We start from the raw sequence: 21165 nt of genomic DNA on the forward strand, positions 1-21165 counted from the left end.
TCGGCGGTCCCGGCGGGGGTGCGACCGGGCGCGGCGATACCCGGTGAAATACGTCTACGCTGGGTGCCTCTCGATCCAGACCGCTTCGCCGAGGAGTACCCCACAGATGTCCGGAGACCGCCCCACCCTGCCGCCGGTGCGGCTGCACTCCGAGGCCGAACTCGCGCGCGACGCGCTCGCCGCGCCGCTGCTCGCCCGCGCGGTCCGGCTCGCCCGCTGGGCCGGGCCCGGGACCCGGGTCGGGGCCGGGGGCGAGCTCGTCGAGGAGCAACTGCCCGCCGCCGCGGCCGAACTGGGGCTGCCGGCCGACGAGGACGGCGCGGCGGAGGCGAGCGAGGCCTGGCGGGTCGCCGTCGACGCCTCGCTCGTCGAGGTCGAGGACCCCGACGCCGAGGACGGCGAAGGCAGTGCCACCCAGGGCGAGGCGCTGGCCCTGCTCACCTCCGGCTCGCCGCAGGACGTCCTGACCACCTGGCTGGACGCGTTCGACGCGGTCTTCGCGGACGCGACCGCCCCCGTGCTCGACGACTTCGCCGATCTGATCGGCGACGACGGCGAGGTCGACTTCGACCGGCTCGAATGGGACCCGCAGGCCGAGACCGACTTCCTGGAGGGCGTCCTCGGCAATCTGTATCTGCTCACGGTGACCGAGGGCGGCGCGGGGGACGGCCCGGTGCCGCTGCCCGCGCTCGCCGCGTCGATGATCGTCCCCGACGACATGGGCGAGCCCACCGACGACATCCTGGAGCAGGTCTCGGACGCGATGATGCGCCTGGACGACCAGTTCCGCCTGCTTGAGCCGATCGGCCTGGTCGAGTACCGCCCGGTGGACGAGGCGCTGATGGCCGAGGAGGGCGAGGAGCCCGCCCCGCCCGTCGACGACGAGGACGTCGCCCGGTACGGCATGGTCCGCCTCACCCCGCTCGGCCTCTACGGCGTACGGGCCCGGATGCTGGAGGCGGGCGTGGCGGCGCCGGCCGTCGGCGACCTCGCGGACAAGGGCGCGGACGCGCTGCTCGACGGCATCGCGTACTACCCGGAGGCGGCCGCCCGCGCGGAGACCGAGCAGTGGCTGTCCCGGCATGAACTGCCTGCCGCCGTACGGGAGTTGCTGGCGGCGGCCCGTGGCTCGGACGAGCGCGGACCGCTGCGGCGGCTGCACTGCCAGCAGGCGCTCGCGCTCACCGGCCTCGAGGTCGAACCCGCTCTGCGCGAGGTCCTGGACGACGCGGAGCTGGGCGGCCTCGCCCGGGTCTGGCTCGCCGAGCGCGGCGCGGCGGACGTGCCGGCTCCGCCGGAGTCGATGGTGTTCTGGCTGGCCGTCGACACGATCGCCGCGCAGCTGGCGGTGGACGGGGACCTGGAGGAGCTGCAGGGCCTGGTGGAGGGCCTGGTCGGCCAGCACAGCGGCTTCTTCGACGCGGCCTGGCGGGTCGACCACCCCGCGACGGCGGACGTCCTGGAGGCGATGGGGCGGCTGCATCCGGAGAAGAAGGTGGCGAAGGAGGCTCGGAAGGCGGCGTTCAAGGCGCGGTCGCGCGCGTGACGCTCCGCGGGGGGCCGGTTTGTTGGCTGCGGGCCGGTGGGGACTGGTCGCGCAGTTCCCCGCGCCCCTCAGATGGGCCCTTCGGGCCCTCCTGGGGGCGCGGGGTACGCCGTTTCGCTCATGCCGTGGCCTCCGGTGCTTGGAACGTTGTCAGGGTCGTGCCCGTGTAGATGTGCACCAAGCCGTCCCCGGCCGCGCCGTATGGGTCGCCGTGGTCCTCGAACGGGGCTGCCCACAGCAGCTTTCCCGTGGTCGGGTCCAGGGTGTGCAGGCCCCAGTTCGGGCCGTCCAGGGCGAGTCGGCCGGTGCCCGGCTCGGGGCCGGTGGCGTACAGGCGGCCGTCCGCGAGCAGCGGTGGGGTGCTCCCGGCCGCTGTGATCCGCGCGACGTCCGTACGCAGCCAGCGGGTTCTGCCGGTGGTCGCGTCCAGGGCGCTCAGCTCCGTGCGCGAACCGGCGTGCACCAGATCGCCGCAGGCCGTCGGCGTCACCGAGACGGAACCGGTGACGCCTCGGGACCACAGGGTGGTGCGGGTCGTCAGATCCACGGCGCTGACCGCCTCGCCCGCCGCGAAGTAGCCGGTCCCGACCGCACCGGGATGGGCGTCGGGCCGCAGCGCGCCGCCCTCGATCGCCGTCTCCTCACGGCCGTCGGTAGCCCGCAGGACATGGAGCGGGTCCTGCGCGCGGGCCTTCAGGAGCTCGGGTGTGTCCGACTGGGCGCGGGTGGACGTGGCGACCGCGAACCGCCCGCCCGCGTGCCGCAGCGCCGTCACCGCGGCCGCCGTGCCCTCGTGGTACCAGAGCGGGGCGCCGGTCAGCACGTCGTAGCCGTACGCCCGCCACGGTCGCGGCCGTGCGGTGCCGCGCGCCCCCTCCGTACCGTACGACTCGTACGTGACCAGGCACGCGACCCGGTCGCCGAGCGCCAACAGGCCGTGTCCGCCGTCCGGTTCGGGCGAGAGCGAGGTGTCGGCCGGGCGCAGGCCGTCGGGGGCCGCGTCCCGGGTCTCCCAGCGGAGGTCGCCGGTCGTCGCGTCGAGCGCGGCCAGCGTCGGGGCGCCGAGGTGGTCGGTCCGCACGATGTGGACGAGGTCCTTGCCGTGCGGCACGACCTGGGTGACGCCGTGCGCGTCGCGCTGCCAGCGGACCGCGCCGGTCGCCGGGTCGAGGCGGGTCAGCCGCGCGGTGTCGTGGACGTAGAGCGCGTCGCCGTGGCGCAGCAGCGAGCCGCCGTGCCGGACGTCGCCGAGCTCGCGGGTCCATACGGTGCGCCCGCGCGGCCAGGACGCGGTCCGCGCGTGCGCGACGGTCCCGGACGTGTCGGTGTCGCCGCCCTCGTCCAGGGCGACGGCGGTCGAGATTCCGGCGGCCGCGACGGCGCCGGACGCCGACCAGAGCAGAAACCGGCGGCGGGTGGTGGGCGGGGTGGCGGCCGGTTCTTCGGGCGCCGGTTCTTCGGGCGCCGGTTCTTCGGGTGCGGGCGCCGGTTCCTCGGGGGCTGCCGCGACCAGTTCGGCGGTGGCCTCCTCGTGCTGGTGTATCAGGCCGGTGACCGGCTCCCGCTCCCACCAGGGCTCGGGCGTGCCGCGCGCGGCGCACCAGGCCAGGGCCTCGGCCACGGTGGGCCGGTCGGCCGGGTCGCGGGCCAGGCAGCGCCCCAGGAACTCGCGCCAGTCGGTGCCCGGCACCCCGTCGAGGTCGGGCTCGTCGTGCAGGGTGCGGTGCAGGACCTTGGGCGCGCTGCCCGCGCCGAACGGGTTGCGGCCGGTGGCGCAGAGCGCGAGCAGCCCGCCGAGCGCGAACACATCGGCGGGCGGGCCGCTCTCGGCGTCCCCGGCCAGCTGCTCGGGCGCGATGAACCCGGGCGAGCCGACCTTCCCGCCGCCGGTCGTGGACTCGCCCTCGCCGATGCCCTTGGCGATCCCGAAGTCGATGACCTTCGGCCCGTCCCGGGTCACGATCACATTGGCGGGCTTGAGGTCGCGGTGGACGAGCCGGGCGGTGTGGAGGGCGGTCAGCGCCTGCGCCAACAGGGCGCCCAGCGCCGCCAGTTGTCCCTCGTCGAGCGGCCCGAGCGCGGAGACCGCCTCGGAGAGGGACGGGCCCGCGCAGTACTCGGCGGCCAGCCACGGCGGCTCGGCGTCCGGGTCGGCCGCGAGCACCTGGGCGGTGTACGGCCCGTCGACGGACCGGGCGGCGGCCGCCTCGCGACGCAGCCGCTCACGGAAGCGGGGATCGGCCGCGAGCCGTGCGTGCACGGTCCTCAGCGCGACGAGCCGCCCCGACCCGGCCCGGGCGAGATGCGCCTGCCCCATCCCGTCCTCGCCGAGCAGCGCGACGAGCCGGTACCCGCCGATCTCGCGCACCGCACCTCCTGGTCCATCCCTCAAGTCCCACAGTCGTCAGGATGTGCGACGCCGGGGGCGCGCCGGTCGGTTGCGGGGACGAAGATACCGGGGTGTGAGATGCGTCCCGACGGGCGGGTGGACCAGCGCGGTGCCCGCCCCGGCGAGGGCGGGCCGGTCGAGCCCCGGACGGATGCCTCAGCGCGCGGCCTTCCCCTTGCCCTTGATCACCACCGCCGCGACCACCACCGCGCTCAGCGCGATCAGCGCGCCCACCCCGAACGCGCTCGTCGCGCTCAGCGTGATCACCTCGGCCGGGCTCCCGGTCGAGCCCCGGGTGGCCGTGCCCGCCACGGTGACCAGGACCGAGAGCCCCAGCGTCCCGCCGAGCCACTGCAGCGTCTGCAGCAGTCCGGACGCGGCCCCGGCGTCCGCCGCCCGCACCCCGGTCAGGATCGTCGCGTTGAGCGGCATGAAGCTCAGCCCGACGCCCACACCGAGCACCGCCATCGGCCCGAGAAGGCCGGTGACGTAGTCGCCGTCCGCCCGCAGCCGGGTCAGCCAGAAGCCCGCGGCGGCCATCAGCGACATCCCCACGACCAGCACCGGCTTCGCCCCGTACCGCTGGAGCAGCTTCGGTACGAACCGGAGCACCGTGAACATCGCGAGGGTGAGCGGCAGGAACGACAGGCCCGCGCGCAGCGGCCCGTATCCGAGCACGTGCTGCACGTACTGCGTCAGGAAGAAGAACGCCCCGAACATCCCGGCCGGCAGGAGCAGGATGTCGAGATACGCGCCCGCCCGGTTGCGGTCCTTGAACAGGCGCAGCGGCGCGATGGGCTGGCCGGCCCGCGACTCGACGTACACGAACGCGGCGAGCAGTACCCCGGCCAGCGCGAAGGAGAGCTCGGCCACGCCGTCGCCCCAGCCGCGCTCCGCCACCCGTACGAAGGCGTACACGAGGGCGGTCATCCCTGCGGTGCCGGTCAGCGCGCCCGCCGCGTCGAACTGCCCGCCCCGGCGCGGGGTCTCGCGTACGTACCGGGGCAGCGCCACCGCGACGGCGACGCCGATCGGCACGTTGATCAGCAGTGCCCAGCGCCAGGACGCCCACGCGGTGAGCGCGCCGCCGAGCACCAGGCCGAGCGAGGCGCCTATGGAGGCGACCGAGGTGTAGATCGACAGGGCGTGGTTGCGGCGCGGCCCCTCCTCGAAGTTGGTGGTGATCAGGGCGAGGGTGCTGGGCGCGGTGAGCGCCGAGCCGACGCCCTGGAGCGCACGGGCGGCGAGCAGCCAGCCGCCGTCGCCCGCGAGTCCGCCGAGCAGGGAGGCGAGCGCGAAGACAATGACGCCGACGGTGAGTGTGCGGCGGCGGCCCGCGATGTCGCCGATCCGTCCGCCGAGCAGCAGCAGACCGCCGAACGCGAGGGTGTAGGCGTTGAGCACCCAGGAGAGCGAGGCGGTGCTGAAGCGCAGGTCGCGCTGGATGTCGGGCAGGGCGACGTTGACGACGGTGGAGTCGACGCCGACCATCAGGTACGCCGTGACGATGACGGCCAGGACGGCACCGGGACGCCCGGTCCGTGCCGTGTCGGCCGGGGGGTGCTGGGTCGCGCCCGAGGGTGCGACGGTCTGGGCGGAACGCGCGGACGGCATGGTCAACTCCCGTACTGAAAGCCCCTGGTCGAGGGCGGCACTCGGCCACGCCTCAACCGGGGACTGTCTCCGTTTGATGTCAGGTAAGATACGGAGACAGTCCCCGGTTCGCAAGGAGGAACTCGATGACGCAGGCGGGAGCGGGTGGCGAGAAGGCCGCGACGGACGGTGCGAAGTCCGCGGCAGGCGCTGCGGCGGCGGTCGGTGCGGCGCCGGCCAAGCCGATGCGGGCCGACGCCCGGCGCAACTACGAGCGCATCCTCCAAGAGGCGGCGGTCGCCTTCGCGGAACACGGCGAGCAGGCGTCCCTGGACGACATCGCCAAGCGCGCGGGCGTCGGATCCGGCACGCTCTACCGGCACTTCCCGACCCGCCAGGCCCTCCTTGAGCGCGTCTACGTCGACAGCATCGACGAAATCTCCGCCCGGGCCCATGAGCTGGCGGCCGAGCTGCCGCCCGCCGAGGCGCTGACCGCCTGGCTGACCGAGCTCGCCGACCAGATGATGCGCATCCGTGGACTCAAGGCGCTGCTCGGCGCCGCCGTCAGCGACGGCAGCTCACCGGTCCTGTCGGCGTGCAGCGAGTCCCTGAAGGGCGCCGCCGACCGGCTGCTCGCCGCCGCCCAGGACGCGGGCGCGGTCCGCCGCGACCTCAAGCGCACCGAACTGCTGCGCCTGACCCACGCCCTGGCCACCGCCGCCGAGCTCTCCCGGGGCGGGACCGAGGACGTGGGCCGCTATCTGACGCTGCTCATCGAGGGGATCGGCGTCTGAGCCCGACCCTGGTACCTGTCAGGCAGCCGTCCGCCTGAGCACCAGGCTCACGTTGTGGCCGCCGAAGCCGAAGGAGTTGGCGAGGGCGGCGTCCCAGTGGCCCGTACGGTTCGCTCCCGCGGCCACGTCGAGGGTGACCGCCGGGTCGAGGCGGTCGAGGTTGCGGGTGGCCGGGACGGTGCCCTCGTGCAGGGCGAGCAGGGCCGCCATCGCGCCCACCGCGCCGGACGCGCCGAGCATATGGCCGGTCATCGACTTGGTCGCGGTGACGACCGGATGCGTGCCGATCGCCCGCGCCACCGCCTCCGCCTCGGCCAGGTCGCCCGACGGCGTCGAGGTGGCGTGGGCGTGCACCACGCCGATGTCGGACGGGCTCAACCGGGCGTCCCGCAGCGCCGTTTCGATCGCCCGGACCTGCCCGGCCACGTCGGACGCGGTGATGTGGTCCGCGCTGGAGGTCACGGCCGCCCCCGCCACGGCCCCGTACACCCGGGCCCGGCGCGCCCGGGCGAACTCCGCCCGCTCCAGGACCAGTACGCCCGCGCCCTCGCCCATCACGAACCCGCTGCGGTCCGCGTCGAACGGCCGGGACACCGTCTCCGGGTCGTGCTCCTGCGGCGACAGCGCCTTCATCTGCGCGAACGCGGCGAGCGTGAACGGGTGCAGACAGGCCTCCGTGCCGCCCGCGACCACCACGTCGGCCCGGCCCGCGCGGATCAGGTCGAGCCCCATCGCGATCGCCTCCGCCCCGGATGCGCAGGCGCTCACCGGGGTGCGGGCGCCGCCCTTGGCGCCGAGGTCCATGGAGACCCAGGCCGCCGGTCCGTTGGGCATCAGCATCGGCACGGCGTACGGCGAGAGCCTGCGGGCGCCGCCCTTCTCGAACGCGTCGTCCTGGCCCAGCGTGGTCAGTACGCCGCCGGTGCCGGTGCCGATCACCACGGCCAGCCGCTCGGGCTCCACCTCGGGGGTGCCCGCGTCCCGCCAGGCCTCGCGGGAGCTGATCAGGGCGAGTTGTTCACATCGATCAAGGCGGCGGGCCTCGACCCGGTCGAGCAGCGAGGCCGGGTGGACGGGCAGCGCCGCCCCGACCCGGACCGGCAGCCGCTCGGCCCACTCCTCGGCGAGCAGGGACACCCCGGACGTGCCGCTGAGCAGCCCCGACCAGGTGGAGGCGGCGTCGGTGCCGAGGGGGGTGATCGCGCCGAGCCCGGTCACCAGTACGTCTTCAAGATCACTCATGCTCCGAGCCTGACAGCCGGAGGCGGGTGCGGGGGATGGTCCGAGGGGATCGATTTGTCTGGTGAGTGTTGTGGGGTTTCCACAGGTGTGGCGGCTTCTGGCGTCCCGGGACGCGAGAGGCCCGCCGCGCAAGGGGAGCGCGACGGGCCTCGGGGCGCAGGGTCCGCGGCGGGCCCGCGCCGTCAGCGGCCGGGCCCACCACCTGTCACAGCGCCTCGGCCGAAGGCTTCACCATCCCCCGCACCGTCCGGGCCTTCACGAAGTTCCCCAGCGCCGTCATCTCCCACTCGCCCGAGAACTGCTTGATGAGCTTCGCCATCATGACGCCGGTCTGCGGCTCCGCGTTGGTCAGGTCGAAGCGGACCAGCTCCTCGCCCGTGGACGCGTCGATCAACCGGCAGTACGCCTTGGCCACTTCGGTGAACTTCTGGCCCGAGAACGAGTTCACCGTGAAGACCAGGCCCGTCGCCTCGGCCGGGATGCGGCCCAGATCGACGACGATCACCTCGTCGTCGCCCGCGCCCTCGCCCGTGAGGTTGTCGCCGGAGTGCTTGATCGCGCCGTTCAGGATGGAGAGCTTGCCGAAGTAGCAGCTGTCCAGGTGGTTGCGCTGCGGGCCGTAGGCGATGACCGAGGCGTCCAGGTCGATGTCCTTGCCCCGGAACGCGGGCTCCCAGCCGAGGCCCATCTTCACCTGGGAGAGCAGCGGACGCCCGCCCTTGACCAGCGACACGGTCTGGTTCTTCTGGAGGCTGACCCGGCCCTTGTCCAGATTGATCTTCCCGCTCGGCGCGGCGGCGGGGGCGGCGGGTGCCGGGGCCTGGGCCGGCGGAACCGAGGGCATGGGCGGTACGGCCATGGGCGCGGTGGGGGCCGGGGCCGCCGCGGGCGTGGGCGCGGCGGCGGGTGGCTCCTCCTCGACCGAGACGCCGAAGTCCGTGGCGATGCCCGCCAGTCCGTTCGCATATCCCTGGCCCACCGCGCGCGCCTTCCACGCGCCGCCGCGCAGATAGACCTCCATGACGACCAGCGCGGTCTCGGAGCCGAGCTGCGGCGGGGTGAAGGTGGCGATCACGCTGCCGTTGTCGGCGTCGCGCAGGGTGGCCGTGGGTTCGATGCCCTGGAAGGTCTGGCCCGCCGCGTCCGGGCTCGCGGTGACCACGATCTTCTCGATGCCCGGCGGCACGGCCGTCGTGTCCACGACGATCGCGTCCGGGGCGCTGCCACCGCCGGACCGGTAGGTGACCCCGGGGCCCGACGGCTGGTTGTAGAAGATGAAGTCGTCGTCGGAGCGCACCTTGCCGTCGGCGGTGAGCAGCAGGCCCGACACGTCGAGCCGCACCGGAGCGGCGACGTCCACCGCCACGCGGGCGGTCGGGAGCGGAAGGTTCGAGCCGGGTGTCATAGCGGTCATGTCCCGGGAACGAGCGAGGCGGCTTTACGGTTCCTTGAACGTCCCGCGAATTTCGCGGCCCGCGTCCGGGGGCCGTGTCCGGGGCCCGGCTCAGTGCGGCCAGATGGGCGGATCGGTGGTGAAGTGGCCGCCCAGGCAGGCGTGGTCCGGGTTGCCGGGGTCGAGCTCGCCCTGCTCGGCGATCAGCTTCTCGGCGTACGGCTCGGAGTCGTCCTGCGGCTCGTATCCCAGCGCCCGCGCCGACGAGAGGTCCCACCACAGCCGGGTGTTGGCGGAGGAGCCGTAGACGACGGTGTGGCCGACGCTCTCGGCCGTCAGTGCCGCGTGGAAGAGGCGCGCGCCGTCGCCGGGGCTCATCCAGACCGACATCATCCGTACCGAGGTCGGCTCCTTGAAGCACGCGCCGATCCGCACGGAGACGGTCTCCAGGCCGTACTTGTCCCAGTAGTACTGGGACAGGTCCTCGCCGAACGCCTTGGAGAGGCCGTAGAACGTGTCCGGCCGGTGCGGGGTGTCGACCGGGATCAGGGCGTCCCGCTCCAGTGGCGTCGAGCCCTGCGGGCGGGGCGTGAAGCCGACCGCGTGGTTGGAGGAGGCGAAGACCACGCGCGCGACGCCTTCCTCGCGCACGGCCTCGTAGAGGTTGTATGTGCCTTCGATGTTGGCCCGCAGGATCTTGTCGAACGACGACTCCAGCGAGATGCCCGCGAGATGCAGGACCGCGTCGACGCCTCGTACCGCCTCGCGCAGCGCGCCCTTGTCGGCGAGGTCCGCGGTGATCGCGTCGGGCTCCCCGGGGATCGGTGCCACGTCGAAGAGTCGCAGGTCGTAGCCGTATGCCGGGAGCAGTTCGCGCATCAGGGTGCCGAGTCCACCGGCGGCGCCGGTGAGCAGGACGGTACGGGGAGCGGGCATGGGCGGATCTCCTCGGGGCGCGGGCGGGAAGACGTCTCCATGGATGACGTTCACAACCATGGAGACGCTAGAGAGCGCGCTCCGACCGCGTCAACTCCGCGAACACCAGCGCGTCGCCGTTTCGCGCCTTGACCGTCGCTGAAGCGCTGCCCTAGCGTGGTGATGTTCAAGGATATGGACGGCAATCAGAATAATGCACGACCGGTCTTGCTCTGGGAGCGCCTGTGAAGCCTGTGACGCCCGTGATGCCCGTGACGTCTCTGAAGCCGGCCCCGCTCGCCGACCGCCTGGACGGCCTGCTGTTCTTCCCCGTGACGGCGTTCGGGCCGGACGGCGGCCTGGACCTCGACGCCTTCCGCGCGCATGTGAGGAGCGGCATCGAGGCGGGCGCGGCCGCGGTGTTCGCCTGCTGCGGGACCGGCGAGTTCCACGCGCTCACGCCGGAGGAGTTCCACGCGTGCGTGGCCGCCGCCGTGGCGGAGGCCGCGGGCCGCGTGCCGGTGGTGGCGGGCGCCGGATACGGCACGGCCGTCGCCGTTCAGTACGCGAGGCTCGCCGAGGACGCGGGCGCCGACGGGCTGCTCGCCCTGCCGCCGTACCTCGTCGTCGCCGACCAGGAGGGCCTGCTGCGCCACTACACCGCGCTCGCCGCCGCCACCTCCCTCGACGTCATCGTCTACCAGCGCGACAACGCGGTGCTCACGCCCGCGAGCGTGGTCCGGCTCGCGCGGGTCGACGGCGTCATCGGCCTGAAGGACGGGGTCGGCGACCTCGATCTGATGCAGCGGATCGTCAGCACCGTACGCAGGGAGCTCCCCGGCCGGGAGTTCCTGTACTTCAACGGCCTGCCCACCGCCGAACTGACCGGCCTCGCCTACCGGGGCATCGGTGTCACGCTCTACTCCTCGGCGGTCTTCTGCTTCGCGCCCGACATCGCGCTGGCCTTTCACCGGGCGCTGAACAGCGGGGACGACGACACGGTGAACCGCCTCCTAGACGGCTTCTACGTACCGCTCGTCGAACTGCGCAACCAGGGCCGGGGGTATGCCGTTTCGCTCGTCAAGGCGGGGGTGCGGCTGGCCGGTTTCGGCGTGGGAGAAGTGCGTGGGCCACTGAGCGAGCCGGACGCGTCCCACGTCAAGCAGCTGGCGGCGCTGATCGAACGGGGGCGGGCGCTGCTGGCGGAGCCGGAGCCGGAGCCGGAGCGGGGCGCGGTCGGGGGCGCGGGCGCGGCGGGTGCCGCCGAGGTGGGCGGTGCGGGCTCGTGAAGGCGTCGGCGTTCCTCTACCCCTGGGACGTCGTCGGCGACCCGGACGCGGCCGCGCGGATCGCGGACCTCGGGGTGCGGCAGGTGACCCTGGCGGCCGCGTACCACTCGACCCGGGCCCTCACCCCGCGCCACCCGCGCCACCGGGTCGTCACGGCCGAGCACGCGGCGGTGCTCTACCCGCCCGACGAACGCCGCTGGTCCGGACGGACATTGCGGCCGTACGCGGCCGGAGCGTGGGCACCCGGGGACGCGTACGGCGAGGCCGCCGAAGCGCTCGCCGCCGTCGGCCTCGACGTCCACTCCTGGGTCGTCCTCGCCCACAACTCCCGCCTCGGCGCCGAGCACCCCGGGACATCGGTGGTCAACGCGTACGGCGACCGCTATCCATGGGCGCCCTGCATAGCGCGGCCCGAAGTCCGGGCGTATCTGGTCGCGTTGGCGGCGGAGGCGGCGGTGCGTCCCGGGGCGCGCGGGACCGAGCTGGAGTCCTGTGGATGGTACGGCCTGGCGCATCCGCACGCCCACGACAAGATCGCGGGGGTGGAGCTGGACGAGGTCTCCCAGTACCTCATGTCGCTGTGCTTCTGCGGCTCGTGCCGGGACGGGTACGGGGAAGCGGGCCTGGATCCGGCCGAGTTGAGGGTGGCGGTGCGGGGCGCGTTGGACGCGGTGTGGCGTGGGGCGGAGCGGGCGCCGTCGGGGGAGGAACTGCTGGCGGCGACGGTCGGGTACCGGGCCGCCGTGGCGCGGGGGCTCCAGGAGGAGGCCGTCGCCGCCGTACGGGCGGCCGCCGGGCCCGGATTCCAGGTGCTGCTGCACGCGGATCCGCAGGTGCGGCGGTGCGGGGCGAACGCGGGGGTGGATCCGGCGGGGGTGTTCGGGTTCGCGGACGGGGTGGTGGTGCCGTGTCCGGGCGGCGCGGTGGACCTGCTGCGTCCGTTCGCGCCGCACGCGGCGGGGGCGGTGCTCGCGGCGAACTTCACGGTGGTGGCGGGGATGGGGGGCCGGCCGGGGACGCTGGGGGAGGACGCGGCGCGTGCGGCGGCGGGCGGGGCGACGGAACTGCGCCTGTATCACGCGGGGTTGGCGTCGGAGGGGGACCTGGCGGCGGTCCGGCGATCGGGCGCCTTGGGCTAGGGCCTGTCCGGTGGATCTTGCCTGGGACGCGGGGGTGTGGCACGCCCATCTGCCGCGTTGTCGTCGGTTGCCGACTCCCCCAAGCTCTCGGCTCCGCTCGACCAGGGGGTACCCCCACGCGTCGCCGCCCTCCTCCGCCTTGCAGCATTGGGGTCTCCCCTGCTCGAACGAAGTTGAGAGCTTGGGGAAGCACCACACCCCCACTCACCAGCACCGAAACGCCGTCCCGGACCGAAGGCGGCCAGATCCACCGGACAGGCCCTAGCCGCCGCCCCCTCTGCGCTGCCGGAGAGGGCGACGGCCGGGCGCCCGGCCGCCCCGCCCCCTCCGTGCCGACGGGCGGGGCGACGGGCGACGCGACGGTCCGGCCCGGCGCCCGGTGCCGCCCGCGTGCTACGACGTCTTCAGCGCCGCCTGCATCATCTTCTGCGCCACCGGCGCCGCGAGGCCGTTGCCGCTGACTTCCGAGCGGGCGGCGCCCGAGTCCTCGATGAGCACGGCCACCGCCACCTCCTTGCCGGTGGACGAGTCCTTGGCGTACGACGTGAACCAGGCGTACGGCGTCTTGGAGTTGCCCACGCCGTGCTGGGCCGTGCCCGTCTTGCCGCCGACCTCCGCGCCGCTCACCTTGGCGTTGGAGCCGGTGCCCTCCTCGACGACCGTCACCATCGCGCTGCGCAGCTGCCTGGCGGTCTCCGACGACAGGATCCGCTTGTTGTCGGCGTCCTTGTAGGACTGGAGGGTGTTCCCGTCCGCGTCCGTCACCTTGGAGACCATATGGGGCGATGCCATGAGCCCATCGTTGGCTATGGCGGCGGACACCATGGCCATCTGCAACGGCGTCGCCGTCACATCGAACTGGCCGATGCCGGTCAGCGCCGTCTGCGCCCGGTCCATGCCCTTGGGGTACGCACTCGCGGTGGCCCGCACCGGCACGTCCTGTTCGGCGTCGTTGAAGCCGAACTTCTCCGCCATCGCCCTGACCTTGTCCTGGCCGAGCTGGTCCGCCATCTTCGCGAAGACGTTGTTGCACGAGTAGCGCAGCGCGGTACGGATGGTGGCGTTCTCGCACGGCGCCGACGCGTTCTCGTTGGTCAGCACGGTCCTGGTGTTCGGCAGCGTGTACGGGTTGGGGCTTTCGGTGTTCACGTCGACCGACGGGTACAGGCCGTTCTCCAGCGCCGCCGCGGCCACCACCAGCTTGAACGTCGACCCCGGCGGCAGCGGCTGGCGCAGCGCCCGGTTCACCATCGGCTTGTCCGGGTCGTCGGACAGTGCCTTCCAGGCGTCGCCGTCCGTCGATCCGGCGATCTTCGACGGGTCGTACGACGGCGTGGAGACCATACCGAGTACGCGACCGGTCTTCGGGTCGATGGCGACGGCCGCGCCCTTCTTGCCGCCAAGCGCGTCATAGGCGGCCTTCTGCACGGCCGGGTCGATGGTCGTCAGGACGTTGCCGCCGCTCGCCCGCTTGCCGGTGAGCGCCGAGAGCGGATCCTTCATCCGGGTGTCGGTGCCGTCGAGCACCTTGCTGTAGATCCCCTCCAGCTGGGTCGCCCCGTACACCTGTGAGCTGAACCCGGTCACCGCCGCGTAGAGGTCACCGTTCTTGTACGTGCGCTTGTACGCGAGGTCACCGCTCTTCGTCCTCTCCGATCCGGTGACCGGCGAGCCGGCCACGATGATGTCCCCGAGCGGGTTCGCGTACTGCGCGATGGTGTTCCGCCGGTTCAGCTTGTCGTCCGCGAGGGCCTGGCCTTTGTAGAACTGCACATAGGTGGCTCGTCCGAGGAGGGCGAGCACCATCAGCAGACAGAAGACCGCGGCGCGCCTGATCATCTTGTTCATCCCATGAACAGGACGAGCCGGGTGGCCGTATTCGTTCCTTATGGCCGGATTTCTCAGAAAGCTCTCATCTGCCGACGGGGGCCGTACCCGGCGCCGCCGCGGTCAGTCCTTCAGGGTGAGGACGACCTCGTCGATCTCCGCACCCCGGGCGTTCGCGAAGCCCCGGTCACGGCCGACGATCACGAAGCCGCACTTCTCCAGGACCCGGATCGAGGCCGCGTTGTCGGCGGCAGCGCGCGCGTGGAGCGGGCGCTGCGGGGCGAGGGCGACCAGCGCGGACAGGGCCGCGCTCGCGATGCCGCGCCCCCAGTGCGCCCGGTCCACCCAGTACGTCACCTCGCGCTCGTCCGGCGGCCCGTACACCGCCGCGTGGCCCGCGACCTCGCCGTCGGCGAGCACCGTCCGTATCAGTGTGTCCGAGGTCCGGATGCGGGCCCAGTGCGCGTCGAAGCGGGCCCGGTCGGTGGGGTCCTCGGGGCCGAAGGCCGCCATCCGGACCGACTCCGGGTCGCTCATCTGCCCGAAGAACAGGGGTAGATCGCTGTCCCGCACCTCACGCAGGACGACGGCCGGCCGGGGGCGTTCGAGGTTCGTGGAAGACATGCGTCAGAGCCTACGGGTGGCCAGTGTCAGTCGGTCGCGCGCGTCGAACAGGGCGTCCTTGACCATCTGTTCATGTGCCGGGGTCAGCCGCGCGACCGGCACCGAGCAGCTGATCGCGTCGCGCGCGGGCGTCCGGTACGGGATGGCGACGCCGAAGCAGCGCAGGCCCAGCGTGTTCTCCTCGCGGTCCACCGCGTACCCCTGCTCGCGGATCTGGTGCAGCTCCTCGATGAGCTTCTCGCGGTCGGTGATGGTGTGCTCGGTCAGCTGCTGAAGGGTCTGGGGGAGCAGCTTGCGCACCTGCTCGTCGGTGTGGGTGGCCAGCAGCGCCTTGCCCAGCGAGGTGGAGTGCGCGGGCAGCCGTCGCCCCACGCGCGTGAAGGGCCGCAGGTAGTGCTGTGACTGGCGGGTGGCCAGATAGACCACGTTGGTGCCGTCGAGGCGGGCGAGGTGGATGGTCTCCGTGGTGTCGTCGGAGAGCCGGTCGAGCGTCGCGCGCGCGGCCGCGACGACCTCGTCGCCGTCGATGTAGGAGGTGCCCACGAGCAGCGCCCGCACACCGATCCCGTACCGGGTGCCGGTGGCGTCGGTCTCCACCCAGCCGAGCTCCACCAGGGTGCGCAGCAGCATGTAGAGGCTGGACTTGGGGTATCCGACCGCCTCCTGGACCGAGGCCAGGGAGTGCATTCCGGGGCGCCCCGCGAAATACTCCAGCAACTCCACCGTACGCACGGCGGACTTGACCTGGGCCCCGCCCGTCTCGGCAGTCGACATCCGACCTCGCCCCTTCTTGTCTGCGCGTCTTGCCAACGCAGAACGCCCGTCAATAGAGTCCAGCATATTCACCAGCAGGAATCTTGTTCAGAATACCGAACAAGTGGTGGTGAGCGGCAGTGTCAGCAGGGACAAACCAGCAGGACTACGGGCAGAACGCGGACGGTACGCGCGCGTGGCACGGACCAGTACGCGGACAGTACGCGGGCGGAACCGGAAGCCGGAAGGACATCGCGGTGAGCACAGCACCAGTCTGGAGTGTCGACCCCCGTACCGGGAAGCCGCGGGAGGAAGTCGCGGCGGAGGCGACGGAGGCGGAGGTCGACGAGGCGGTACGGGCCGCCTGGGCGGCGCGCGGCGCGCTCGCCGACCGGAGCCTGCGGGCCGCCCTGCTGCGGACCGCCGCCGATCTCCTCGACGGGAGCGGGGAGCACGTGGTGGAGGCCGCCGACGCCGAGACGGCCCTCGGACCCGTCCGGCTCACCGGTGAACTCGCGCGCACCACCGCCCAGTTGCGGGCCTTCGCGGACGTCGTGGACGAGGGCGCCTTCCTCGACGTACGCATCGACCACGCGGACGCGGACCGCACTCCGCCATGGCCCGATCTGCGGCGGATGAAGGTGCCGCTGGGGGTGGTCGCGGTCTACTCGGCGTCCAACTTCCCGCTCGCCTTCTCCGTCCCCGGCGGCGACACGGCGAGCGCGCTCGCGGCCGGGTGCCCGGTGGTGGTCAAGGCCCATCCGGCCCATCCGGCCACGTCCGAGCTGTGCGTGTCGCTGCTGCGGCGCGCTGCGCTGCGGGTGGGGCTGCCGGCGGACGTGATCGCGCTGGTCCACGGCTTCGACGCGGGCGTCGCGCTGGTACGTCATCCGCTGGTCGCGGCGGCCGGTTTCACCGGGTCGGTACGGGGCGGGCGCGCTCTCTTCGACGCGGCGGCGGCGCGGCCGGTGCCGATCCCCTTCCACGGCGAGCTGGGGTCGTTGAACCCGGTCGTGGTCACCGAGGCGGCGGCGCGGGAGCGGGGCGAGGAGATCGGGGCGGGTCTTGGGGCGTCGATGACGCTGGGCGTCGGCCAGTTCTGCACCAAGCCGGGGTTCGTGCTGGCTCCGGCCGGGGCGGACGGCGACGCGCTGGTGAAGGCGCTGACGGCGGCGGTCAGCGACTGTGAGGCGGGGGTGATGCTCGACCACCGGATGCGGGACGCGTTCGTGGCGGGGGTCGCGGAGCGGGCCGCGCTCGACGGGGTCGGGTCGCCGGTGACGCCGGGGGCGGGCGGGGAGCACACGGTGAGCGCGGGGTTCCTGACGGTGCCGGCGGCACTTCTGGCGTCGGCCGGGCCGCACGATCTGCTGCTGGAGGAGTGCTTCGGTCCGGTGACGGTGGTCGCGCGATATGAGCACCTGTCCGAAATCGGAGCGGTGCTCTCGCGGTTGCCGGGGAATCTGACGGCGACGCTTCAGGTGTCGGCGGGGGAGGCGGCGGGGCGCGACGGCGAGGCGGCGGACCTGCTCGCCTCGCTGTCGGGGCTGGCGGGACGGGTACTGGTGGACGGGTGGCCGACGGGGGTGGCGGTGGCGCCGGCCCAGCATCACGGCGGGCCGTACCCGGCGACGACGTCGACGTCCACGTCGGTGGGGGCGACGGCGATCGAGCGATGGCTGCGCCCGGTGACGTACCAGAGCACGCCGGAGGCGTTGCTGCCGGTGGAGTTGCGGGAGGGGGCGGTGGGAGTGCCGCGGTGGGTGGACGGTCGCTTCTCCCCCACCCCGCCCGTTTCCTGAAGCCCTGGGCGGGCGGCCGGGTGGTGGGTTGAGGTGGGGGGAAGGGGAGAGGTCGTCCCGGGGGCTCCGCCCCCGGACCCCCCGGCGGGGCCTGCGGCCCCTGCACCCCGCTTTGGGGCTGCGCCCCTGGATCCCGAGGGGGCTTTGCCCCGTCCCCCGCTGAGGCCGCCGCCTCAGCCCGCCCCTACGGGGCTCCGCCCTCGTCCCCCGGCGGGGCCTGCGGCCCCTGCACCCCGCTCAGGGGCTGCGCCCCTGGACCCCCCCACGCAGGGCTCCGCCCCTGCCTCCCCGCAGGGCTCCGCCCCTGCACCCCTGCGGGGCTCCGCCCCCGCCCGCGGGCAGGGTGGGGGCGCAGCCCGTGGGTCAGGCTCGTGCTCGCTGCCTCGTTACCGGCTCCTGGAGTTCCGTTACCCAGGCCGTCTCGTCCTCCGGGCACTCCAGCGTGACCTCCCGGGGGTACGCCGTCGACTCGTAGCCGTGGGATTCGACCCAGTGGGCCAGGGTCTGGACCGTGGGCAGGACCGTGTTCATCGCGCCGCGGTGGACGATCGTCGCCGCCTGGTCGACCGCCGGGAGGTCGTGGACGCGCAGGCCGTCCGTGTCGCTCGGCTCCGCCGCCACCTGGACGCCCGCGTGGACGGTGATCGCGCCGCCGCCCCGGGGCGCGTCCTCGTACCAGGCGATCCCCGGGCCCGTCGGGGCGATGCCCGCCGCCTTCAGGCGCTCGAACAGTTCGCCGTACAGGGGCCTGATCACCGCGGTGATGTGGTGCGGGCGAAACTCTCGGCGGTGCCGGTCAGTTCGGCCACCCGGACCGGCGGGAGGTTCTTCAGGACTACGTCGTCGGTGGGCATGTGACCCTCGCTCTCGATCGACCGGAGCCTCGCCTCGACCTGGACCAGCCGGTCCGCCGCCTCCTGCATCGCCGCCTCCAGCTCGGCCCGCCGCAGCCGCAGCATGCCGCGCAGTTCCTCCGTACTCACCCGTTCGTCCAGGATCTCCCGTACCTGGGAGAGGGTGAGTCCGAGGTCCTTCAGCGCGATGACGCGGTTCAGGCGGGCCAGTTGGGCGGCGGTGTAGAAGCGGTAGCCGGTGGCCGGGTCGACATGGGCCGGGCGCAGCAGTCCGGTGGCGTCGTAGTGACGCAGCATCCGGACCGATACGCGGCCGTGCCGGGCGAAGTCTCCGATGGTGAACATGATGTCTCCGAGTTCACGGCCTGACACGGTGTGAGGGTCAAGCCCACACGTAGAGCGCCCCGCACCTTACTTCTTTCCCATCCGCACCTTCAGCGTCACCAGCACCGTCACCGCGAACAGCCCCGCCGACACCGCCAGGCTCACCCGCATCCCGGGGACGAACCCGCCGCCACCCGCCACCAGCGCGCCCGACATCGCCACGCTCAGCGCGCCCGCGACCTGGCGGCCCGCGTTCAGCACCCCGGCCGCGAGGCCGGCCCGCTCCTGCGGCAGGGCCTCCATCATCGCGGCCGTCAGCGCCGGGACGGACAGGCCGCAGCCGAGCGCGAGGGGGATCATCAGGAAGGCGGCGAGCAGGGCGGGCGTGTGCTCGTCGGGTACGAGCAGCAGGAGCAGGCCCGCGATCGCGACCAGCTGGCCGATCAGCATCGGGCGGCGCGGCCCGTAGCGGTTGGAGAGCTTGCCCGAGAGGACGTTCGTCAGCGGGATCAGAGCCGTCATCGGCAGGAACATCAGCCCCGCCGTCAGCGCCGACTCGCCCCGGGTCCGCTGGAAGTACAGGCTGAAGACGAAGATCACGCCGTAGAACGCCACGCTCGCCGCCGCGCCCACCGACACCGCGAGCGCCACCGTCGGCGTACGGAACAGGCCGAGCGGGACCACCGGGTGGGCCGCGCGCGACTCGATCAGCAGGAACGCCACCGCCGCCACGACCGCGATCGCGCCCGCCGTCATCCGTACCGTGCCCTGCTCGATCACCGCGAAGGCGAGCGCGGCGAGCGCCACCACCGCCGTCAGCTGGCCCGGCAGGTCGAGCGGGGCGGGACGCGGGGCCGTGCGCGGGGCGCGGGCCATGAGGGCCAGGGCCGCCAGACCCAGCGGGAGGTTGATGAAGAAGATGCCCCGCCAGTCCCACACGGTGGTCAGCGCGCCGCCCGCCACCGGGCCCAGCGCCACCGCCACCGAGCCGCCCGCCGCCCACAGCGCCACCGCGCGGGCCCGCCGCGCCGGGTCCGGGTAGGCCTGGCGCACGAGGGCGAGCGAGGCGGGCAGGACCACGGCGGCCGCCGTGCCCTGGACCGTACGGGCGCCGATCAGCACGCCCAGGTTCGGGGCGAGACCGCAGGCGACGGAGGCGAGGGTGAAGACGACCGTGCCGAGCGCGTACGCCTTGGCCGAGCCGATCCGGTCGGCGAAGGCGCCGGTCGAGAGCATCAGGGCGGCGAAGGCCAGGGTGTAGGCGTCCACCACCCACTGGAGCCCGGACATCCCGCCGCCGAGGTCGGAGCCGATCGCGGGCAGGGCCACGTTCACCACGGACGCGTCGAGGGTGATCAGCGCGAAGCCGAGGAGGGCGGCGGCGAGGGTGATGCCGGGGGCGGAGGTCCGAGGGGTCTCGGGTGCCTTGTGGTGCGCCAACTCGCGGTCTGCGGGGGCGGCTTGCGGTACGACGTTGGTTGACATGCCCTCAGCTTGGCGATCGCGCCCGGGTTACAGTAGTGACCTGAATGCCATGCACCCGGAGGTTCTGGCCATGAGTGCCGCAGGTTCAGTGAGCAGCGAGAGTTCCGTGAGCAGCAAGAGTTCCGCGAGCGGCAGCGGTTCCGCGACTGCGTCGGACGGCCGGCGGCCGCATCGCCTCGTCGTCGTCGCGCCCTCCCCGGTCTCGATGTTCAACCTCGCCATTCCCGAACTGCTCTTCGCCAAGGTGGAGATCGACGGCGCTCCCGGGTACGAGCTGACGGTCTGCACCCCGGATCCGGGGCCGATCGCGACCACCGGCGGGCTCGACCTCCAGGTGAGCCGGGGCCTGGACGCCGTCGCGGACGCCGACACCGTGCTGGTCGCGGGCACCGGACAGCGGTACGTGCCCGACCCGCGCACCGTCGAGGCGGTCCGGCGCGCCGCGGCCCGGGGCCGGCGGATCACCTCCATCTGCAGCGGCGCCTTCGTGCTGGCCGAGGCGGGACTGCTCGACGGGCGCAGCGCCACCACGTACTGGGAGCTCGCCGACGAGCTGCGCCGCCGCTATCCCTCCCTCGCCCTGAAGGGTGACGTCCTCTACGTGGAGGACGGGAACGTGATGACGTCCTCCGGGTACGCGGCCGGGATCGACATGTGCCTCCACATCATCCGTACCGACTACGGCGCCGCCGTCGCCAACCAGGTCGCCAGAGCCGCGCTCGTGGCGCCGGTGCGGCCCGGCGGGCAGACCCAGTTCACCCAGACCCCGCTGCCCGCCGAGCGGGGAGTGGTCTGCGCCGACACCCGGGGCTGGGCGATGCGCAACCTGGACAAGCCGCTGACGCTCACCGATCTGGCCCGGCACGCGGGCGTGAGCGTGCGCACCCTGACCCGGCGCTTCCACGCCGAGAGCGGTGTCAGCCCGCTCCAGTGGCTGCTGCACCAGCGCGTCGAGCGGGCCAAGGAGCTCCTGGAGACCACCACGCTCGGCATGGACCAGATCGCCGAGGCCAGCGGCCTGGGCAGCGCCGACTCGCTCCGCGCGCACCTGGTCCGCCGCACCGGTCTCACCCCGAGCTCCTACCGGGCCACCTTCAACCAGTTGGAGGCCGCCCGCTGACCTGTGGGAGGCCGCCTCCTGACCTGCGGGAATGCGAAGGCGGCCGCCATGGTTGTAATACTTGAAAGTCATACAA

The 21165-nt window shown here is 73.2% G+C and carries 15 protein-coding genes and 1 pseudogene; 6 read left to right on the plus strand and 10 right to left on the minus strand.

What is annotated here, in order from left to right:
* Nucleotides 1-106 precede the first annotated feature (106 nt).
* The gene (locus ACGFRG_RS11420; protein ID WP_393263235.1) at nt 107-1546 is read left to right on the plus strand and encodes a hypothetical protein; all 1440 of its coding nucleotides are present in this window, start codon (nt 107-109) and stop codon (nt 1544-1546) included.
* A 118-nt stretch (nt 1547-1664) separates the two neighbouring features.
* Here the strand turns inward: ACGFRG_RS11420 and ACGFRG_RS11425 are convergent, their stop codons facing one another.
* Nucleotides 1665-3914 (minus strand): PQQ-binding-like beta-propeller repeat protein, encoded by a 2250-nt coding sequence (locus tag ACGFRG_RS11425; RefSeq protein ID WP_393263237.1) that lies wholly within the window; start codon nt 3912-3914, stop codon nt 1665-1667.
* 177 nt (nt 3915-4091) lie between these two features.
* Nucleotides 4092-5549, minus strand: a complete 1458-nt coding sequence (locus tag ACGFRG_RS11430; RefSeq protein ID WP_393263239.1) for an MFS transporter — start codon at nt 5547-5549, stop codon at nt 4092-4094.
* Nucleotides 5550-5773: 224 nt separating this feature from the next.
* Between ACGFRG_RS11430 and ACGFRG_RS11435 the strand changes: the two genes are divergently transcribed.
* Nucleotides 5774-6322 (plus strand): helix-turn-helix domain-containing protein, encoded by a 549-nt coding sequence (locus tag ACGFRG_RS11435; RefSeq protein WP_361429177.1) that lies wholly within the window; start codon nt 5774-5776, stop codon nt 6320-6322.
* A gap of 18 nt (nt 6323-6340) precedes the next feature.
* On the opposite strand, the gene ACGFRG_RS11440 is transcribed toward ACGFRG_RS11435, so the two are convergent.
* From ACGFRG_RS11440 to ACGFRG_RS11450, 3 genes are all read right to left on the minus strand, one after another.
* Nucleotides 6341-7564, minus strand: a complete 1224-nt coding sequence (locus ACGFRG_RS11440) for a beta-ketoacyl-[acyl-carrier-protein] synthase family protein (RefSeq protein WP_393263241.1) — start codon at nt 7562-7564, stop codon at nt 6341-6343.
* 205 nt (nt 7565-7769) lie between these two features.
* A complete protein-coding gene (locus tag ACGFRG_RS11445; protein ID WP_393263243.1) occupies nt 7770-8978 on the minus strand; it encodes a TerD family protein in 1209 nt (402 codons plus the stop codon).
* Between the two features lie 90 nt (nt 8979-9068).
* Nucleotides 9069-9893: an NAD-dependent epimerase/dehydratase family protein gene (locus ACGFRG_RS11450; protein ID WP_393263245.1), complete on the minus strand. Its 825-nt coding sequence runs from the start codon at nt 9891-9893 to the stop codon at nt 9069-9071.
* 245 nt (nt 9894-10138) lie between these two features.
* On the opposite strand from ACGFRG_RS11450, the gene ACGFRG_RS11455 reads away from it, so the two are divergent.
* On the plus strand, nt 10139-11161 hold the full coding sequence (locus ACGFRG_RS11455) for a 5-dehydro-4-deoxyglucarate dehydratase (RefSeq protein ID WP_393263247.1): 1023 nt from the start codon (nt 10139-10141) through the stop codon (nt 11159-11161).
* Complete coding sequence (locus ACGFRG_RS11460; protein WP_393263249.1) at nt 11158-12300, plus strand: hypothetical protein; 1143 nt, start codon at nt 11158-11160, stop codon at nt 12298-12300. The genes ACGFRG_RS11455 and ACGFRG_RS11460 overlap by 4 nt, the downstream gene beginning before the upstream one ends.
* Nucleotides 12301-12693: 393 nt before the next feature.
* Here ACGFRG_RS11460 and ACGFRG_RS11465 read toward each other — a convergent pair whose 3' ends face one another.
* The 3 genes from ACGFRG_RS11465 to ACGFRG_RS11475 form a co-directional block, all read right to left on the minus strand.
* Complete coding sequence (locus ACGFRG_RS11465; protein WP_393263251.1) at nt 12694-14148, minus strand: peptidoglycan D,D-transpeptidase FtsI family protein; 1455 nt, start codon at nt 14146-14148, stop codon at nt 12694-12696.
* A gap of 102 nt (nt 14149-14250) precedes the next feature.
* A complete protein-coding gene (locus tag ACGFRG_RS11470) occupies nt 14251-14751 on the minus strand; it encodes a GNAT family N-acetyltransferase (RefSeq protein WP_393263253.1) in 501 nt (166 codons plus the stop codon).
* A 3-nt stretch (nt 14752-14754) separates the two neighbouring features.
* On the minus strand, nt 14755-15525 hold the full coding sequence (locus tag ACGFRG_RS11475; protein ID WP_361429099.1) for an IclR family transcriptional regulator: 771 nt from the start codon (nt 15523-15525) through the stop codon (nt 14755-14757).
* A 236-nt stretch (nt 15526-15761) separates the two neighbouring features.
* On the opposite strand from ACGFRG_RS11475, the gene ACGFRG_RS11480 reads away from it, so the two are divergent.
* Nucleotides 15762-17306, plus strand: coding sequence for an aldehyde dehydrogenase (NADP(+)) (locus ACGFRG_RS11480; RefSeq protein WP_361429101.1), 1545 nt, complete (start codon nt 15762-15764; stop codon nt 17304-17306).
* 363 nt (nt 17307-17669) lie between these two features.
* Here the strand turns inward: ACGFRG_RS11480 and ACGFRG_RS11485 are convergent.
* Nucleotides 17670-18505: pseudogene (locus tag ACGFRG_RS11485) on the minus strand (MerR family transcriptional regulator).
* 66 nt (nt 18506-18571) lie between these two features.
* Nucleotides 18572-19969 (minus strand): MFS transporter, encoded by a 1398-nt coding sequence (locus ACGFRG_RS11490; RefSeq protein ID WP_393263256.1) that lies wholly within the window; start codon nt 19967-19969, stop codon nt 18572-18574.
* 205 nt (nt 19970-20174) lie between these two features.
* Here ACGFRG_RS11490 and ACGFRG_RS11495 point away from each other — a divergent pair, with 205 nt between their 5' ends.
* The gene (locus tag ACGFRG_RS11495; RefSeq protein ID WP_361429181.1) at nt 20175-21089 is read left to right on the plus strand and encodes a helix-turn-helix domain-containing protein; all 915 of its coding nucleotides are present in this window, start codon (nt 20175-20177) and stop codon (nt 21087-21089) included.
* Nucleotides 21090-21165 lie beyond the last annotated feature (76 nt).

This window comes from Streptomyces sp. NPDC048696 (genome assembly GCF_043198895.1).
Lineage (GTDB): Bacteria > Actinomycetota > Actinomycetes > Streptomycetales > Streptomycetaceae > Streptomyces.